The 16,408-nt window shown below is 36.1% G+C and carries 18 protein-coding genes and 1 pseudogene; 7 read left to right on the top strand and 12 right to left on the bottom strand.

What is annotated here, in order from left to right; all coding sequences use genetic code 11:
* Positions 1–856: 856 nt before the first annotated feature.
* Positions 857–1,957, bottom strand: a complete 1,101-nt coding sequence (locus B5771_RS02675) for an NAD(P)/FAD-dependent oxidoreductase (RefSeq protein ID WP_242966710.1) — start codon at positions 1,955–1,957, stop codon at positions 857–859.
* Positions 1,958–2,298: 341 nt separating this feature from the next.
* On the opposite strand from B5771_RS02675, the gene B5771_RS02670 reads away from it, so the two are divergent.
* Positions 2,299–2,691, top strand: coding sequence for a cupin domain-containing protein (locus tag B5771_RS02670; RefSeq protein ID WP_088186123.1), 393 nt, complete (start codon positions 2,299–2,301; stop codon positions 2,689–2,691).
* A gap of 12 nt (positions 2,692–2,703) precedes the next feature.
* Here B5771_RS02670 and B5771_RS02665 read toward each other — a convergent pair whose 3' ends face one another.
* Positions 2,704–3,528, bottom strand: a complete 825-nt coding sequence (locus B5771_RS02665; protein WP_088186122.1) for an AraC family transcriptional regulator — start codon at positions 3,526–3,528, stop codon at positions 2,704–2,706.
* 167 nt (positions 3,529–3,695) lie between these two features.
* Here B5771_RS02665 and B5771_RS25000 point away from each other — a divergent pair, with 167 nt between their 5' ends.
* Positions 3,696–3,821, top strand: a complete 126-nt coding sequence (locus B5771_RS25000) for a hypothetical protein (protein ID WP_282433310.1) — start codon at positions 3,696–3,698, stop codon at positions 3,819–3,821.
* A gap of 208 nt (positions 3,822–4,029) precedes the next feature.
* Here B5771_RS25000 and B5771_RS02660 read toward each other — a convergent pair whose 3' ends face one another.
* The 5 genes from B5771_RS02660 to B5771_RS02640 all read right to left on the bottom strand — a co-directional run bounded on the left by B5771_RS02660 (position 4,030) and on the right by B5771_RS02640 (position 9,534).
* Positions 4,030–4,659: a type 1 glutamine amidotransferase family protein gene (locus B5771_RS02660; protein ID WP_088186121.1), complete on the bottom strand. Its 630-nt coding sequence runs from the start codon at positions 4,657–4,659 to the stop codon at positions 4,030–4,032.
* 118 nt (positions 4,660–4,777) lie between these two features.
* A complete protein-coding gene (locus tag B5771_RS02655) occupies positions 4,778–5,740 on the bottom strand; it encodes a YafY family protein (RefSeq protein WP_088186120.1) in 963 nt (320 codons plus the stop codon).
* Between the two features lie 378 nt (positions 5,741–6,118).
* Complete coding sequence (locus B5771_RS02650) at positions 6,119–7,459, bottom strand: MATE family efflux transporter (protein ID WP_088186119.1); 1,341 nt, start codon at positions 7,457–7,459, stop codon at positions 6,119–6,121.
* 179 nt (positions 7,460–7,638) lie between these two features.
* On the bottom strand, positions 7,639–8,076 hold the full coding sequence (locus B5771_RS02645; RefSeq protein WP_088186118.1) for a MarR family transcriptional regulator: 438 nt from the start codon (positions 8,074–8,076) through the stop codon (positions 7,639–7,641).
* A gap of 864 nt (positions 8,077–8,940) precedes the next feature.
* A complete protein-coding gene (locus B5771_RS02640; RefSeq protein WP_088186117.1) occupies positions 8,941–9,534 on the bottom strand; it encodes a LysE family transporter in 594 nt (197 codons plus the stop codon).
* Between the two features lie 116 nt (positions 9,535–9,650).
* Here B5771_RS02640 and B5771_RS02635 point away from each other — a divergent pair, with 116 nt between their 5' ends.
* Complete coding sequence (locus B5771_RS02635; protein ID WP_088186116.1) at positions 9,651–10,205, top strand: XRE family transcriptional regulator; 555 nt, start codon at positions 9,651–9,653, stop codon at positions 10,203–10,205.
* Between the two features lie 200 nt (positions 10,206–10,405).
* Here B5771_RS02635 and B5771_RS02630 read toward each other — a convergent pair whose 3' ends face one another.
* Positions 10,406–10,765, bottom strand: coding sequence for a TfoX/Sxy family protein (locus B5771_RS02630; protein WP_088186115.1), 360 nt, complete (start codon positions 10,763–10,765; stop codon positions 10,406–10,408).
* 657 nt (positions 10,766–11,422) lie between these two features.
* Between B5771_RS02630 and B5771_RS02620 the strand changes: the two genes are divergently transcribed.
* The 4 genes and pseudogenes from B5771_RS02620 to B5771_RS02605 form a co-directional block, all read left to right on the top strand.
* The gene (locus B5771_RS02620; protein ID WP_047810657.1) at positions 11,423–11,728 is read left to right on the top strand and encodes a zinc-ribbon domain containing protein; all 306 of its coding nucleotides are present in this window, start codon (positions 11,423–11,425) and stop codon (positions 11,726–11,728) included.
* Between the two features lie 648 nt (positions 11,729–12,376).
* The gene (locus B5771_RS02615; RefSeq protein WP_088186113.1) at positions 12,377–12,682 is read left to right on the top strand and encodes a metalloregulator ArsR/SmtB family transcription factor; all 306 of its coding nucleotides are present in this window, start codon (positions 12,377–12,379) and stop codon (positions 12,680–12,682) included.
* Positions 12,683–12,695: 13 nt separating this feature from the next.
* The gene (locus B5771_RS02610) at positions 12,696–12,929 is read left to right on the top strand and encodes a thioredoxin family protein (RefSeq protein WP_088186112.1); all 234 of its coding nucleotides are present in this window, start codon (positions 12,696–12,698) and stop codon (positions 12,927–12,929) included.
* Between the two features lie 121 nt (positions 12,930–13,050).
* A pseudogene (locus tag B5771_RS02605) lies at positions 13,051–13,287 on the top strand (permease); the annotation flags it as partial.
* A 585-nt stretch (positions 13,288–13,872) separates the two neighbouring features.
* On the opposite strand, the gene B5771_RS02600 reads toward B5771_RS02605, so the two are convergent.
* The 4 genes from B5771_RS02600 to B5771_RS02585 all read right to left on the bottom strand — a co-directional run bounded on the left by B5771_RS02600 (position 13,873) and on the right by B5771_RS02585 (position 16,408).
* On the bottom strand, positions 13,873–14,196 hold the full coding sequence (locus B5771_RS02600; RefSeq protein WP_088186111.1) for a thioredoxin family protein: 324 nt from the start codon (positions 14,194–14,196) through the stop codon (positions 13,873–13,875).
* 208 nt (positions 14,197–14,404) lie between these two features.
* Entirely contained in the window at positions 14,405–15,466 is a 1,062-nt protein-coding gene (locus B5771_RS02595; protein ID WP_088186110.1) for a hypothetical protein, read from the bottom strand.
* Positions 15,467–15,489: 23 nt separating this feature from the next.
* Positions 15,490–15,825 carry a hypothetical protein gene (locus tag B5771_RS02590; protein WP_140417680.1) on the bottom strand — a complete coding sequence of 112 codons (336 nt, stop codon included), beginning with the start codon at positions 15,823–15,825 and terminating at the stop codon, positions 15,490–15,492.
* A 70-nt stretch (positions 15,826–15,895) separates the two neighbouring features.
* Positions 15,896–16,408, bottom strand: coding sequence for a hypothetical protein (locus B5771_RS02585; RefSeq protein WP_088186108.1), 513 nt, complete (start codon positions 16,406–16,408; stop codon positions 15,896–15,898).

The following is a 16,408-nucleotide window of genomic DNA, read 5'->3' as shown; positions in this document are numbered from 1 at the left end:
CTTTCATTCTCCTCCCAGATATCCTTTCTCTATGTAATTGCTACTGACTGAGAAAGGATATCTTTTTATTGTGAGGGGGTCAATATTCAATGAAAGAGTGGGGTCAGGTTTCAGTATAAATCAATACGGCGGTCTATCACACACAAAAAAGACCCACGCCAGTCAAGGCAGAGGCCAAGCAAAAGGATGTCTTTGGGTCAAGGAAAGTGACGCCCTTCCCGAATCCGGGGATGGGCGGGCTAACATTAACCTATGAACATGAACACCAAAGGGACATGCTGAATAGTATACATCAAGAAGCTTCTAATTCTTATGGGGACTCTAAATGAGGAGGTGAAAAGGAATGCCTATTTTTTGGATTTATGGACTATTAGGATTCTTAGGATTCTTAGGCTTTTTGGTTGCATTATTGAGATTGGTCGCAGCCGCTGCAGCAGCTTAATGGTTTTTGCCTAGGTAAATGCCTAGGCTTTTTACATTTGATCCGATCTACAATTCAAACTTCCAAACTCATTTTCAAATCCTGTAACAAACTTATTACACTTATCAACTATGTCCTCATGTTCTAGCCCTTTTTCTTTTCCAAGTATGCCAATAACCATAATCGCTCCTGAAACTAACCCACCGGGCTCCATATCTACCCGCTCCAAGCATCCCAGTTACTGAATCAATAATTTGTGGAGATAGACTTATTTTAAATATTTCTGATAAAGCGATTAATGTTGTACCAGCACAGTTTATAATCGCTATCTTGGAAGTCTGCCTCTCCTTATGTTGTAAATAATTGAAAAAAAACACATCGAGTTCTTTATATAGTTGTTAAAATGGTTGCATTAAACTATTCTCTCGGAGGCTATCAATGTGAACCCGTGATTAAATAAGGTTGTAACAAAAAACCTAATAACTTGAGAAAATCAATATGCTTGCTGTTGATTAGTTTATTTGCTACCTCTGAATCAATCAATTTAACCAAAGTGTCCAGTTTGTGGTTGTCGAAGTTCTCCAAAGCTCGACGAACCGCAAGGGAATACTTGTAGCTCTGTCTTAAAGGTTTCACAAGTTCATCGTAATGATCAAGTCCACTTAAATCCTTTGCCGCATATATCCCCGAGAGTATTGCCGGAATCTGTCCAAATCCAAATGCAGGCATCATGACTCCAAAACAATTACCAACAAAAAATGTATTACCGATCCGTGGGGCATAACACATCCCCATACTATATCGAGTCACTTCAAACTTATCAGTTACTCTAAAATCCTGTTTATAATCTTTACAAACATGTTCGAAGAATTTAGACCAAAGGGAATCAATATCCAAGCTTTGATTTTTAGGATAATCAGGGTATCCCATAGTAATAGTGGCTTCCTTTTCTGAAAACGGGAGTAAATAGCCGTAACCTTGAGGGGCTAAAGAATAATTGAGCCAAATTCCCACCTGGCGATTATCAAAGTCTCCTTCGACTGTAACCCCTCTAAGAGTGACAGTTAATGCTTCTTGAAAATCTTGAATTTTAGCAGTATAAGCCGCATCCCCAGTAGCTAAAACAATATGTGTGTAATTTTGCAATAAGTCTTCGTAAGTATATTCCGAGTTAAATACTATTTTCGACCTAACCTGCCTAGCTAATTGACATTCTAAGGAGTCGTAATCTCTCCCCCTTACATTCAAAAAGCCTAAGTGACCATGTAAAGTAGCTCGGTTATTCTCGGAAAATAGAGTAATCCTTTTTATATTGTTTAATGGTTGTAAGTATATGCCATGTTCCTCTGCTAAATAAGCATAACAATCATTGATCGGTCTATTCAAAGCAGGTAAAAATGCTTCACCATTAACAAAACGATCTCCGACCTGACTCCTATTCTCAAAAATAGTTGGATATATTCCGTTCTTTTCTAATGTTATCGCACTAGCCAATCCAGAAAGGCCAGCTCCCATGATAGCAACTTTCAATGTCATACCCTATAAGTTCCCTTTCGTTTAATTTTGCAAGTGAATCGTATAAGTCTTAGTAGGGTCATCTGAGAGCGGGGGCTGAAAACAGCATGGCAAACATTACAGTCTCGGGAACTAAAATATAGGATAATCGGCTTCTCTTGTTCCATGAGCTGATTGAGTTGTTCTTTTAATCGGATATGAATAGCTGATTCAGTTCTCATGATGAATGATCTCAAATTTTATTTAAATATATGTTGCCCACTTATTCTTCCCTTTACAAGATAGCAATATTATACAATATTCTTTTACATAACCAGGTTATAGTTTAACTGTAAATCTTAAGAAAGTAGGTGCTTATTACTATGTTGATGGAGAAAATATCGAAAAAATTTGAAAAGGGAATTGTTGTAGGGCTTACCGATGATGTTAAAACCGAAACAATTGAATGGAATGAACACAATTTATTTAAAGGTGTCTATTTAAAACACCTCATCAAAGGAATTGATACGAATGGTACCTTGAGTTGTCATCTCGTTAAAGTAAACCCCGGTTGCAGTATTGACACCCACATTCACAATGGAAAGCTTGAAGTTCATGAGATCATAGAAGGATCTGGAGTTTGTATTATTGGTGAAAAAACTATTGATTACTATGCTGGAATAATATCATTAATCCCAGCCGATATTCCCCATAAAGTTACCGCTGGAAGCGAAGAGATTTATATTCTTGCAAAGTTTTCGCCTGCTCTATTGTAGATAGATATAATGTTATAATGCAATGTTCAATTTTTTAAACTGGGCTGGAGTAACACCAGTATTCTTTTTAAAAAACCTGGTAAAATGACTTTGGTCTGTAAAGCCAAGCTCCATAGCAACGTCAGCCACGGATTGTTTATTCAGCAATAAATCTCTGGCAAGCTTCAATTTGGATTGAATTTGATAATCATAAGGAGAAATTCCAACCTCTTTTTTAAAAACCCTTGAAAAATGAAACTTACTCATGCCTGCATAGACTGCCAGTTCATGCAGGCTTATATTATTTTTACAATTTTCCATTATGTAAGTACTTACTTTTGATATGTTATATGACTGTCTTTCAAAATTGAAATTATTCAATTGACCAAATGAAAAATATTGATAAAGTTCTGTGAATACGTTCATTATCTCATATTCTAAATCGATCTTTGAATGTAATTCGAAGACTAAATTCCTAAATTCACTTATCTTTTTCCAGGCTATTTCATTATATACAATTGGTGTATTTAACCAAAAACTGTTGATATCAGTATCAAAAAAATCGCGAATGAAGTTAATGCCAAAGCAGAAGACAATATGGTTAAAACCTTCCGGATTGGAAGGTCTGATTTGATGGGCTTCATCAGGATTAATTAAATAAATGAATCCTTTACCTACCCGTATAATATCATTTTTTATTACAAATAACGCATTCCCATCCTCAATAAGTCCAATGCAGAATTTTTTATGTACATGCTTCGGGAAAACATTATCTACAGATTTACCAATAACTATTTGTAAGTCTTCAATTGATTTTATACTTATGAACTTTATGTTCCCACTTTTTCTGGTTTTCATTTAACATCTAACATCCCCTAGTACTAGAAATATTTCTATTTAAATGCCGAGAAAAACTCATCATCCCTTCACTCGACCCATCTATATTTTCCCTTTAATCACTCCATCCAAAGCACCCTCCAGCATCCCAGTTCGGTGATCGCCTTTGGTAAGGGCATTTCACAGCATTGGCTGTTGGAGTTCCTTTGTCCGATACACTCCTGACAAATAACTATCCCCGCTATTCTGAACGCAATATTGCCGCTTTGAGTTGTCTGCCAATTGAGAAAATTGGCGTCCGGGCTGGTTCTTAAATTTAGCTGGGGTCGCTGGTGGCCTGGAGCTAGTAGAGATCAATGCGACGGTTGAATAGTGAAAAGAGCTGTGTTCCTTCAAGGATACTTTCTCATTGCTCTTACGTCAACTATCCTAACACAGGGGGGTAATATCTAGATAGGCAGTAGTAGAGGTTAAAGTGCTGAATCAGGTGTAGCTATAATTTTGATGCTTGTACAAAACTATTTATCGCGTCAAATTCATCAACTCATAAAAATATTTTTGTTCATGTGTTATATAAAGGTTATACCAAGCGTCTAATGCTTCTGGTAATAAAACATCCAGTATCTTTAGTACATGTACAGTAAACTCTAATGGGGCTATACCAGTAGCAGTGATCAGTTTTCCATCAGTTATAGCAGATTGTTGAATATAGTGATTTTCTCCTGCATAGTTAGGACACATCATTTTAAGATATCCCAAATCATTACTCGTATGACTTCTTGAATCTAGAAGTCCATTTTGAGCAAGTGCCATTGTCGCACCACATATCGCCGCTACAATTATAGTCTTATCGATACATTGTTTAGCTAAACTTAATATTGGTTGATGAATTGTTTCCATCCACGTTTCACCACCAGGTAAAATCAAAGCGTCAGTTTCTTTTATGTTGCATTCTTCCAAATCAATATCAGGTAGTATTCTCAACCCGCCCATTGTAGTAATATATTTCTTTTCAAGTCCTAAAGTTACTACTTTAACTGGTGATACATCCTTCCTAAAATACCTTCCTGAGTTTAACTCTGCAGTCAAAAATCCAACTTCCCAATCAGCCATTGTATCAAATACATAAAGATATACAGTATTATTATTCATACGCATGTCCTCCATTTTTTTAATTTTCAAGTGTTAATCAAACATCCATCCATGATAAAGAACGACGTTTATCTTCATAATAAAACAGCTTCACTGACAACTACTGTCAGTGAAGCTATCATAATTGATAATATTCCATTAATTCCGATGCAATAGAAACAAGCTTTTTCTTTAAACTCTGCGGTTCAATCACTTGAATAGCCTTTCCGTAAGATAAGAGAAAATGGGGTACATAGGCATGAAGTGCTCTTTCATCTAATAAAAAAACTGCTTGATTTAATGTACGCTCTTTCAGGTGATGGCCTAAAAACCAATGAATACACAAATCGTCCAAAGCTTCTGACCTGCCACAAATAATTACTGAGGCCAACCCATCCTTACTTTCAGAATCCGGTAGTAGATTTTGAATAAAAAATTTCCTGGCAGAAAAGGCTTCCGGCCTTTTAAACATCATTTGCGTCCGTTGTATCCGAAAGATCCGTTCTGCCCGAAAACTTCTGATTTCATTTCGAAGATGGCAAAATCCAACCGTATACCATTTATTGTTCCAATAGAGCATTCCATAAGGGTCAATCACTCTTGGCCGGGGTTGTTCATCATGGCTTGTACGGTATTCAATTTCAACAGAATATTCGTTCGCTACAGCCCACTCCAGTTCTTCCAATGTCAGCTTAACAGACGGGGCAATATCACGGTTTAACACTTCGAAACCGGCTAAGTGGCGATTAAGGATACTTTCCTGTTCCCGGTTTGAATACATTTTTAATTTTTGTGTTGCATTGTTTAACGACTCACTGAAAGGGTATCCCGCTTCGTTGGCAAATACGGCGGCATGAAGCAGTGCTTTTTGTTCGTCAATATCGAAAAACAAAGGTGCATGGATAAAATTACTCAGTAAACTATATCCACCGTTCTGTCCTGCATCGGATACAATCGGTACTCCGCTTGCGCAGAGCGAATCAATATAACGGTAAACAGTTCGAATATTTATCTCTAATTTTTCCGCTATTTGCTTCGCAGTTATTTTTGATCCAGAATTAAGCATCCATAAAATCGCCAGCATATTATCGTTTTTTGCCATTGGACATCCTCATTTCTTACATTTATTCTATCCTTACTCAAATAAGAATTATAGGAACTTGACAGGCGACGCTATAAGAGAAGAATACGAATAAATAACACAACATTTATTACATAGATTCATACCAATCGGTAGCATAATACGCACCGATTCAATTTATTCCTATATACTACGAGACTATACCTAATACAATTGTTAACTTAGGAGTATTCCTTGAATCCATATTCAAACCCTCCCCCTTTTCTTAACGCATATAATTCTACTTATGCGACACCTAATCAAGAAGTCTTTAACCTTTTCAACTTTTCTTCCATTCTGTAGGGGGGGAGATATAAATGTTAACTAAAATGAGTAGAATAACCTCCCTCAGATTCCGAACTAATTTTTAAGTCTATAGTTAAATAAAATATATAGAATTAGTCCAACTATAAAAGTGATAACTTCGGTAACAGTCATAGACCATATAACCCCATGTAATTCAAAAAACTTATGCAATATGATTATAACTGGTATAAAGAGAATCCCTTGTGTAACAGACATAATGATAGAAGGTATCCCTTGACCTGATGCTTGAAAAATTCCTGTAAATAATGTTGTAAATCCATTAAATAGGGCAGAAATAAGCATTGCAGTCATAATATATACCCCAACACTCAATACTGTAAAATCGCTTGAGAATAGATGTATTACTGTTGTTCGGAAAATATAAACTAAAGCAACAAATACACTAGACAGTCCTAATATCCATAAAGATGATTGTCTGATACCTTCTTTTAATCTTTGAAAATTTCCATTAGAAAAATTGTATGCTATTAACGGAATAATCCCTAATGAAAGACCCATGGAAAGAAATTCTGGTACTTGTACAATTCTTAAAGCTATACCAAAACTTGCTACTACACTATCCCCGTATCCAATCGAAAAATTATTTAAGAGAAGGGTTGTAATAATAAGAAAAGTGTCCATAAATAACTCAGAAACACCAATTTTGTATATTTCTATTTTATCTTTTAAAGAAGTTCTAAAGTAATTAATAAATCCCTTTAAATGTTCGCTTCTTGTTTGTAAGTAATAAATATAATAGATAGATGAACCTAGATTAGATAAAATCAGTGCTAATGCTACCCCCGTAACATTTAAGTTCAATATTAATATGAATAATGGGTCAAAAGCAAGATTCAACACCGTGCCGATAACCATTCCATACATAGATTCCTTTGAGGCTCCTTCGGCTCGTACAACCTGTTCTAATGCAAAATTTAATATTATAGTGAAGCCACCAAAAAACATAGTTAAAGCGTAGTTTTTCGTATAACCAAAGGTAGCAATATCTCCTCCCAAGGTCTTAACAAGAGGATTAATTATAAGGAAAGCAATGATAGCGATTAAAATTGAGGCTATAATACTGCTATAAAAAGTATATCCTGCAACTCCCTTTGCTTCTTCTACTTTCTCTTGTGCAATAAGACGAGTAACAAATGTTCCCCCACCTACTCCAAACATATTCCCAAAAGCCATTAATATAGTGAAAATCGGTAAACCTAAAGTGACAGCAGTTAACATTTCTGTATTATGCATTAATCCGATGAAGAAAGCATTAATTACGTTATATACTGTACCAACTGACATCCCAATCATCATTGGAATTGATAAATGTGCAATTGCCTTATTAATAGGAGCCTTGTCTAAATAATATTCATTTGTTAATGTTTGTTCCATTTTTACCCTCCTGTATTCCTTTTTTGTACAAATTAATGATTAACTATTTAGCCGCCAATATTAATAGAATGCTACATCCTAAGATTTCTAATCATTAGGATTATTATTATTAGAATTCTAACTATAACTATGCTAATAGTCTACATAAATTAATTCAAATCTACTTTTAGATTTGGTAATTATAGATTTTGATTTACCTTCGCTAATAGAGACAATAAAGTCTCCTTTTCACTTTCAGTCAAATTTTCAGTAATACTTTTCTCTACTTTCCCAAATGCTTCATTAAAATCTTGTATTAATTCAACACCCTTTGGTAATACATAAATATTTTTTTGTCTTTCATTATTAATGGTAATTCTTCTTTCAATGTATCCTTTTTTCTCTAATCCTTGAAGCATACTAGTAATACTTGCTCCTTTGCGTTGAAAAACAACTGCTAAATCTTTTTGAATAATTCCACTATCTTGGTGTTCATAAATATAACCAATCATACGACCTTGTTGTGAATTCAATCCTAATGCGTTTATATTTTGGTCAGCCTTTGCTTTTATTTTCCAAGCAATAGTTCTTATTAAATCAGAATATGGATTTTCTAAAAAGGAACTATATTTCGTCATTAAAGTACCTCCTGCAACTTATATTAGAGCTCTAACTATTTATAGTATAATAATTAGAATTCTAACAGTCAACATCTTTTTATATCTATCTTTTTCGTCATATAGTGCTATTCTTATACTGCCTATGATATATCATTAACCAAACATGTCCTTCGCCGAAATAATGGCTGCAATTTTTCCGAAAATTAGTATTTCTACAGCACTCATTCATTGTCTCACTCCAAAAGGTTGATTTAGACATTTTCTTAACACAATTGCTTTTATAGTCCGGGGATTGATTAGAATCAATGTATCCGACAATATCTGTCATCTTATCATATTTAAGAAAAATTATGAAACGATATTAATATTTTATTGTTTTTATGCTGATATCATCCCATAAAACCTTTGATGCGAAAGATCCCAGTAAAGCCCAAAACAGATTCTTTTCCTCTCTCAAGAGAAAGGATTTCAGAACCCTATGAAGAATATCCTTATTATGTTAAATGTACCGCTTGTTCCCTAAATCATACTACCGATTAGAAATGAAACAGCTCACCCAATAAGGAGGACTATCTAAGAAATGTTTTGTCATGAAGATGATAAAAAGATTTCATGTTAGATAAACCGTTTGATTTGGAACATTTAAGTGGTGTTGTTGATGGCCTCACAGATGAGAAGAATCCGTTAGATTACGGAAAAATAAATTAAACCAATGTGACTAATAATTATTATGCCGCCCTTGCCGGGCGGCTTTAAATATAAATCATCTACGATATTACTTAATCGATTGAATAGAAACATTAAATTTGGAATATTAAGGAGCCATATCTCATAATTTTCTTGTCAATTTGTATCCACCTCTTCTAGGATTTTAAAGATACTCTAAAATGCTGATAAACCTAAAGATATGGCGCAATAAACAAGGAGAAGTGCCATCACAATATTGAGTTCCTTTTTATGTTGCGTAAATAGTTTTTGAAATGCCGCCCCAAACATCGCCCAACAGCAACATCCAGAAAAACCGATGACGGACAATATCAGAATAAACACCGAAAGCTTGGGTAATGTGTGATAATACGGGAGTATAAACGTAGAAAACGCTGTAATTCCATATAAAATAACTTTAGGATTAATAAGCTGGAGAACGGCACCCGTGAAAACACTGTTAAGTTTTAATTTAATAGTTTTATCCTCATGTGGCTTATCTTTTACAATCGTCCATGCTAACCAAAGGATGTAGATGGTACCTAAAATGAACATATATGGTTCAGCGGCGGGAATATACTGATAAAGTATTGAACTAAATATGGCACTCAATGTCATGACAACGATAAAACCAATCAGAATTCCTAAATTGAGACGGAAGCCTTTCTTAAACCCGTTTTGACCGGCATTGGTCATTGCCATGATGTTGTTTGGACCAGGCGTATAAGCCGTTAAGAATGCAAACGATAAAAATGCCATTAAATTTGTCATCAATTTTCCTCCTCAACTTTTGTATGATATACTAAACATATGCAGACAATATCCCGTACGGTTTATTATATTGTACATTTAGTGCACTATATCGTCAATAGTTGGAGGGGTTTCTTTTGGAGAATATTAATATCGTTTTTTCTGATAACTTAAAGCGATTAAGAGAGCAAAAGAAGTTAAGTCTGGATGCCGTTGCAAAACTGTCCGGCGTTAGTAAAAGTATGCTCGGGCAAATTGAACGTGGAGATGTGAATCCCACAATTTCCATCGTTTGGAAAATCGCTAACGGCTTAAAAATATCCTTCACAGAGTTAATGCTGCGCCCTGAGAATGATTATGAAGTGATTGAGAAAACATCTGTTCATCCGTTGCTTGAAAATGATGGGAAGTTTCGAAATTATCCCATGTTTTCGTTTGATAGTAAACGGCGTTTTGAAACTTATTATATCGAATTGGATACCGGAGGGTACCTAGAGGCTGAAGCTCACCCGCAGGGAACACAAGAGTTTATCACTGCTTTTTCAGGTAATCTAGTTGTCATCGTCGACGAACAGGAACTGACCATTGATTGTGGTTCATCCGTCCGTTTTAAGGCTGATCGCCCTCATGTCTATAAAAATACCGGCAATGATATTTGCCTTTTGAGCATGGTCATTTACTATCCTGAATGAAATAAATAAGGGCAAGCTGCTTACAAAGAAGACAACTCGTCCTTTTTAATAAAGTCTAAATAAGGTTTAAAACTAATAAATTTCCACGCAAATACAAATCCTCAAAACCCACATACAATAAATGTGCCGCTCCTTAAAATAATTGACTTATATCAAGGCATCCCGAAGGTTGCCTGCCAATTACCCCTCTATCAGAGCGGCTATGCTCTTTCCGCTTTATGCTTCTTAGGCTTTGTGGGATTATTTCTTGATGCAAATAAAGCTTTCATCGCCCATTCCACTAACTGTTCTCTGTTTTCCAAAATATCAACAGGAACCTCATAATATGGCATTAACATGGGCTTGTCATCAAATGGTTTGAATGGTTGCATGCCTGCCATTATATAATCTGACTTATTAGAGTCATCCACTTTAAAATAAAGAATGTCATCGGCAAGTAACCCGAAAATCAAACCGTCATAGTAAATACCAGCCCCGCCAAACATCTTTTTGACCGTAACATAACCTAATCTTCCAAGTTGGTCTACTACAAAATCTTTGTAACTTTCGCTAACTGACATAAATTTTGTTTACTAATGCTATTAGCCTATTACAAATTATCACAGAGAATTAACACCGTTTTATTCGCTTTGCAATAGTCTTTAAAATAAAATTAAAAGCAGAGGAAATAGCCCAAATAACCAATGCCATTATAACAGCTTTAGAAAACGAAATTTCTACTAAATAATATAAAAGTATAGTTAAGAGAATAAAAAATGTTACAAATTCGATAATTTCTTTTAAAAGAAATTGCATATAAACAACTCCTTTCCAGAGAGAAATAATTTTTAAACATATAGTATCAATATCACTAACTTTGATTGGAGTTTGACGCATTATCCTACAAACGTGCAATACCGCCTAATCAGACTACCCACCACCTTCCCGTATCCGATAGGTAAGCACATCCCTCCTGCGCAATTGAAGAAGTTCGGTGGCCTGACGAGTGGCTGGGGCTTATAGGTATTTGGAGTTGGGGATAGCGAGGGCGTGAGTGAATTGGGTATCGGAGATGTTTTAAATATTTCCGAATAATTGGTTGTGGGTTAGCCTCTATTCTGCTATACTATGAGGTGCTCGTTAGAAAATGTGGATATCCAAAAAACCTTCTTAATTGCCTAAAGCTATGGGAAGATTACATCCCACATCTGCGGGCAGAAAATTTAGGAGGTTTTTTTATGTTCGAAGACAAAACCCTTGTTTGCAGAGATTGTGGTCAAGAATTCGTTTTTTCCGCCAATGAACAAGAATTCTATGCTGAAAAAGGATTCACTAATGAACCGGGTCGTTGCCCATCCTGTCGTGCAGCCCGAAAGCAACAAACTCGTGGTAATAATGGCGGATACGGTCGCCAGCAACGAGAAATGTTCCCAGCAGTTTGCGCTGAATGTGGAAAAGAGACCATGGTTCCTTTCCAACCATCTGGTGACAAACCAGTCTATTGCCGTGACTGCTTCCAGTCACAACGACGTAATAATTGGTAAATCGTTCAAAAAGTCTTCCCTGGCTTAAAGCTAGGGAAGTTTTTTATTTTCTGGCAAACGTTAGTTTATATTCAACTCAAACTCTACACCCCCCTCCAGCTTTCCGGCTACATAACAATTCCCGCTTTACTGAACGTAATATTGCAGCTTTGAGTTGTCCGCCAATTGACGGAATTGGAGGACAGGCCAGTTCTAACCGCCCTCCTCCAACTTATTCCTAATTATACCACTGCACCAGGACAAATTGCTGTTCCCCCAAAACGTTCTAGCGGTTTGTGTGTTATAACAATACCGCAGATACGGTTGATACAATAGTACAGTGCAAAAGGCAGATGACATGATCTACCAGGCTAAATCTGCAGGCAGGAATTGTGTGCGATATATTCGAGTATGAAAACAAATACTTTGTATTAGAGATATTTACCTCGAAAACTGCCTAGGCTTTATAAAATGATATTACCTATTACGTACGTTGCTTGCTATACACATCCAACTTTTTAGATATGAACAAGTGGCATTAGTACTTTGGTTTAGTTTTCTTTGTGACATTCATTCGAAATGAATAACTTGAAATTGATTATTTGATTATATAAGTATTTTATAATATAATTAATTCGTAAAACAATTATACCGAAAAAGGTGAACATTATGAACCAAATTGAATTGAGTGCCAAAGTTTTAAAGGCGCTAGGCCATCCTATTCGTTATAAGATTGTCAAATTTTTGCTTGATGAACCGAAATGTGTCTGTAAACTCACTGAAGATGTAGAATTTAGCCAATCTAACTTATCACAGCACTTAAAGATCCTCAAAGAGGCCGGTGTACTCGTCAGCGAGAGAGTTGGTCTCAATGTTCATTACCGTATTAGCAGCGAAAAAGTAAAAGCAATTATCGAACTAACGGATGATTTTGCTATTGCCCATATTAAGAGCATTCAAGAATCAATTACTTAAGGAGGAACTGAAAATGGAGATTAAAATTCTAGGCAGCGGTTGTGCCAACTGTAAGAAATTAGAGGCTAATGCCAGAGCGGCTATTGCAGAAATGGGAATCGATGCCTCAATAACAAAAGTTGAGGATATTAAAGAAGTCATGAAATATGGCGTCATGAGAACCCCGGGATTTGTTATTGACGAAAAGGTTAAATCCTACGGAAAAGTATTGTCTACTGCAGAAATCAAGAAGTTAATTCAAGCATAAGAATAAGCAAAGGTTCCTTGCCTATCATTAACCATGATACTTTTAAAACCGCCATCTGAGGATGACGGTTTTTTTTCTCTTTTAGGCCTGCTTCTCTTGAAAAATAATAATTACATACTTCGGCATCCCGTTATATTCGAATGCTGCTGGAGTCATTCCGCTGGTCAGTGAGTTAACCAGAGCAGGTGTCGCTATGGGCACCGCACTTGCTTTCATGATGGCGGTCACCGCCTTGAGCATTCCAGAAATGATCTTACTGCGTAAGGTTTTAAAGCCAAAACTGCTTGTGATTTTCGTAACTATTGTCGGCTGTGGAATCATTTTTACGGGTTATATGTTTAACTTTATCATTTCATAATTTACTCTTAAACTCATTGGTTGTTTTGAGACTAAGTTATTCTCAAACCCCTAATTACCCTCTTCCTTTCACAAATTCGTATCAATTTTTTCGAGTCCGTTGTAAATACACTTAGACATTATTGTACTACTGGCTATACTTTATAAGAGGCTATTTCTTCTTGAGGTATAAATCACCGCAATAGAATCCCTTTCTGGATAGACTAGCCTGTTCGATTATTTCAGTATCAGCATCTATTACTCTTTTCCATCTCAACCCATGCATCAGAAACCAAAATAGTATTGATCGAATATTCCTTTTCGCTTTTTCACGCTGGTCTCTCAGAGTAGCAACATCTTCATTCTTTAGTGAATCACCCTCAAAACTGTCCGCAATGATTTTGCCAATAAGCCATGGTTCTTATAGAGCGATATTTACGGCAACAAGAGCCCCCTCACTCGTACAAGCAAGCACATCTCATCCTGCGGGATTGAAGGAGTTCCGGTGGCTTGACTTGCGAGCTGGGAATTATTTTGGGGTTGAGGTTTTTTGCAAAATCAGAAACGATAAAATCTCCAATATGACACTTTGGTCTAAAGAATTTACTTATTTTAAAAAGTTTAGGATTCTTTCGACCTTCTGGAAATCAATAAAACGGCTTTCTCTAAGAATTTCTTTGCCTTCATGAACTATAAGTATTGTTGGCACCGTAAAAACCAATAATTGTCCTGCAATTTCCACATGCTCATTTACACTAATATTTGCAACCTTGATCGATTGAGGATCTATTAAATTCATCAGCTTTGAAAAAACAGCATGGCAAACCTTACAGTCTTGGGAAGTAAAATAAAGGAAAATCACCTTCTCTTGTTCCATGAGTTGATTAAGTTGCTCTTTTGATTGAATATAAATAGCTGATTCAATTGTCATTGTGATCGATCTCCAATTTTATGTAAATATGAGTTCCGTCTCATCAGCCCATAAACCCATCGATTCCTCACTCCAACTCCGGTATCCACCAGGTAAGTACATTCCATCCTGCGGGATTGAAGGAGTTCGGAGGCTTGACGGGTGGCTGGGGTTTATGGGGATTTGGGGGTGGTGTGGGAGATTGGTTATTGAGGATATGTCTGGAAGTTCACGGCACTTTCCAACTCTTAGCAATATCTAACAACTCACCCTCAGCTTGTCCCCGATTTCCATTAAACATAGCACGTATCGTGTAGTCCAACACCATACCAGATCCTTGAGTATATGGACGAAATACCATTAACCAATATTCGAACGTAGACTTAGCAAAACCGTTCGACTGTATTTGCTCAGCAACTGAGGGCTCTTCTTTTACAAGAACCAAGGTACCAGAACCTAATGGAAGATTAACCTGCTTTTGAGACATAACTTCTGAAGCAACCCCCATAGCATCTTCCACTGGCCGTGCTTCTAACACCGTCATAGTCAGAAGCTGTAATTTGAGATCACCCCATTTAGTAGGCTCTGCATCGAACTCTGTTACAACCTTTCCATCAGGCAAAACCAGCTTCTGATCTATTCCTGATTTTCTTCCATGATAAGTTGATGAGTTTGTATTTATATTGTTATAATTCATCTTATTTATTGCATTCAACAAAAACCCTTCATATGAAGAATCAGTTTGAACCACAAAAAGTTTTCCTGAGTACAGCCCGTTATTCGCTGGTGCGGTAATGAACGTATTTGTTTTATTAGAAGAACCAACAGGACCTATTAGAAATTTCGTAATCATCTGCGTTGAACCATCAGGGTATCTAAACTCAACTGGAACAGTATATACGAATTCTATAGCAAGTTGTTTCGTAAGTTCTGAAACATCTCCTTTAACAATTGCAAGCTTCACTTGATCGTTTATAGATTTGTCACTGAGTACTTGATATATAAAGCCTTTTAAAGATTTAAATTCTGTATCGTCTTTATTAAAGACTACCATGTGTCCTTTGTTATAGATAATAATCCTTTCCGGTATTGAATTTGTACCCACACTCGGATTGATATGTATCACGCTCGAACTAGCTTTGCTATTCGGCAAATTACTTAATAAATGGCCTCGGGAATCAGCATTTGGAGAACACGCGCTTATTAGAACAAATACCGAAAAACAAAGAAGAGTACATATTCTTTTAACTACAATTTGCCTCCTTAGAATGAACAAATCGCAATAAATCAAAATCACCCCCTCAATACTTCTGGCTAACCCCCCACCTTCCAGTATCCACCAGGCAACCACATCCCATCCTGCGAAATTGAAGGAGTCTTGCTAGGTTGACGAGCGACTAACTTTTCCCTGTTTAACTTAAAGTTGTTGATATCATAGATTAAAAACTCAATTTGTTTACCTTTGTATTGCGCGAAAAAATTTTTTGAGTCTGCCAGTTCTTTAATGGGAGAACTCGCTGCAAAATCGTCCGTTATCGTTACCAAGAAATTTAAACCGCTATTTGGAGCGATCTCACAGTCATCACCAATCACCGAATAGAACTGCTCATCCCTCGCCATATTTTGCTTAATCTTAATATATTGTGCCAAATTCTACGATCAAATTTTTTGCAAAAAATCCAAGAATATTTGCGGAAAGTTACGCTTAAATAAAGGTATGTTATTTCAATTTTGCAGAAGCCTGCAAAATTGAAATAACCACTTTCTCGACCTCTGATTCCGGTAGAACCGGAGTAATAACTTCATATTTCAAACCGTTTTTATACGTAAACATTGCAGCAAGTAATGTATCACTTTGGGTTTTACGTAGTTTAACTTCAGTTCCCTCAATTAGTTTGGTGTCAAAATTCGATCCAGTTTTTAACTTCGGGGCTCCAAACGGAGTGTCTCCATTGTACATTACTACTTCCAAACAAGGATATAATGTATCTTGAAACGAATATTCAATTAAACAGGACTCTGACTGTTCATTACCTTTATAATTTATATTGGATTCTTTAAATTGAAATTTATATCCCTCTGGAACGACAATATCCCCAGGTTGAAGAGTCTTAAAACTCAACTTATCTGACGTAGGAAGACTCCTTTCATCGATATAAATATTTGTTGGAGGAATTTTAACTGAGACAACTAAACTTTCGCAGATTCTCTTCAATTCTTCTATAGAAACCAC

This window comes from Desulfosporosinus sp. FKA (genome assembly GCF_002196785.1).
Lineage (GTDB): Bacteria > Bacillota > Desulfitobacteriia > Desulfitobacteriales > Desulfitobacteriaceae > Desulfosporosinus > Desulfosporosinus acididurans.
Note: the sequence above shows the minus strand (reverse complement) of the source record. Positions and strands in the feature narration are given on the sequence as shown.

What these genes read in the sequence shown, in the direction of transcription:
- B5771_RS02675 (WP_242966710.1), bottom strand. Translation starts at nt 1,957, where the DNA reads ATGACATTGAAAGTTGCTATCATGGGAGCTGGCCTTTCTGGATTGGCT.
- B5771_RS02670 (WP_088186123.1), top strand. Translation starts at nt 2,299, where the DNA reads ATGTTGATGGAGAAAATATCGAAAAAATTTGAAAAGGGAATTGTTGTA.
- B5771_RS02665 (WP_088186122.1), bottom strand. Translation starts at nt 3,528, where the DNA reads ATGAAAACCAGAAAAAGTGGGAACATAAAGTTCATAAGTATAAAATCA.
- B5771_RS02660 (WP_088186121.1), bottom strand. Translation starts at nt 4,659, where the DNA reads ATGAATAATAATACTGTATATCTTTATGTATTTGATACAATGGCTGAT.
- B5771_RS02655 (WP_088186120.1), bottom strand. Translation starts at nt 5,740, where the DNA reads ATGGCAAAAAACGATAATATGCTGGCGATTTTATGGATGCTTAATTCT.
- B5771_RS02650 (WP_088186119.1), bottom strand. Translation starts at nt 7,459, where the DNA reads ATGGAACAAACATTAACAAATGAATATTATTTAGACAAGGCTCCTATT.
- B5771_RS02645 (WP_088186118.1), bottom strand. Translation starts at nt 8,076, where the DNA reads ATGACGAAATATAGTTCCTTTTTAGAAAATCCATATTCTGATTTAATA.
- B5771_RS02640 (WP_088186117.1), bottom strand. Translation starts at nt 9,534, where the DNA reads ATGACAAATTTAATGGCATTTTTATCGTTTGCATTCTTAACGGCTTAT.
- B5771_RS02630 (WP_088186115.1), bottom strand. Translation starts at nt 10,765, where the DNA reads ATGTCAGTTAGCGAAAGTTACAAAGATTTTGTAGTAGACCAACTTGGA.
- B5771_RS02620 (WP_047810657.1), top strand. Translation starts at nt 11,423, where the DNA reads ATGTTCGAAGACAAAACCCTTGTTTGCAGAGATTGTGGTCAAGAATTC.
- B5771_RS02615 (WP_088186113.1), top strand. Translation starts at nt 12,377, where the DNA reads ATGAACCAAATTGAATTGAGTGCCAAAGTTTTAAAGGCGCTAGGCCAT.
- B5771_RS02610 (WP_088186112.1), top strand. Translation starts at nt 12,696, where the DNA reads ATGGAGATTAAAATTCTAGGCAGCGGTTGTGCCAACTGTAAGAAATTA.
- B5771_RS02600 (WP_088186111.1), bottom strand. Translation starts at nt 14,196, where the DNA reads ATGACAATTGAATCAGCTATTTATATTCAATCAAAAGAGCAACTTAAT.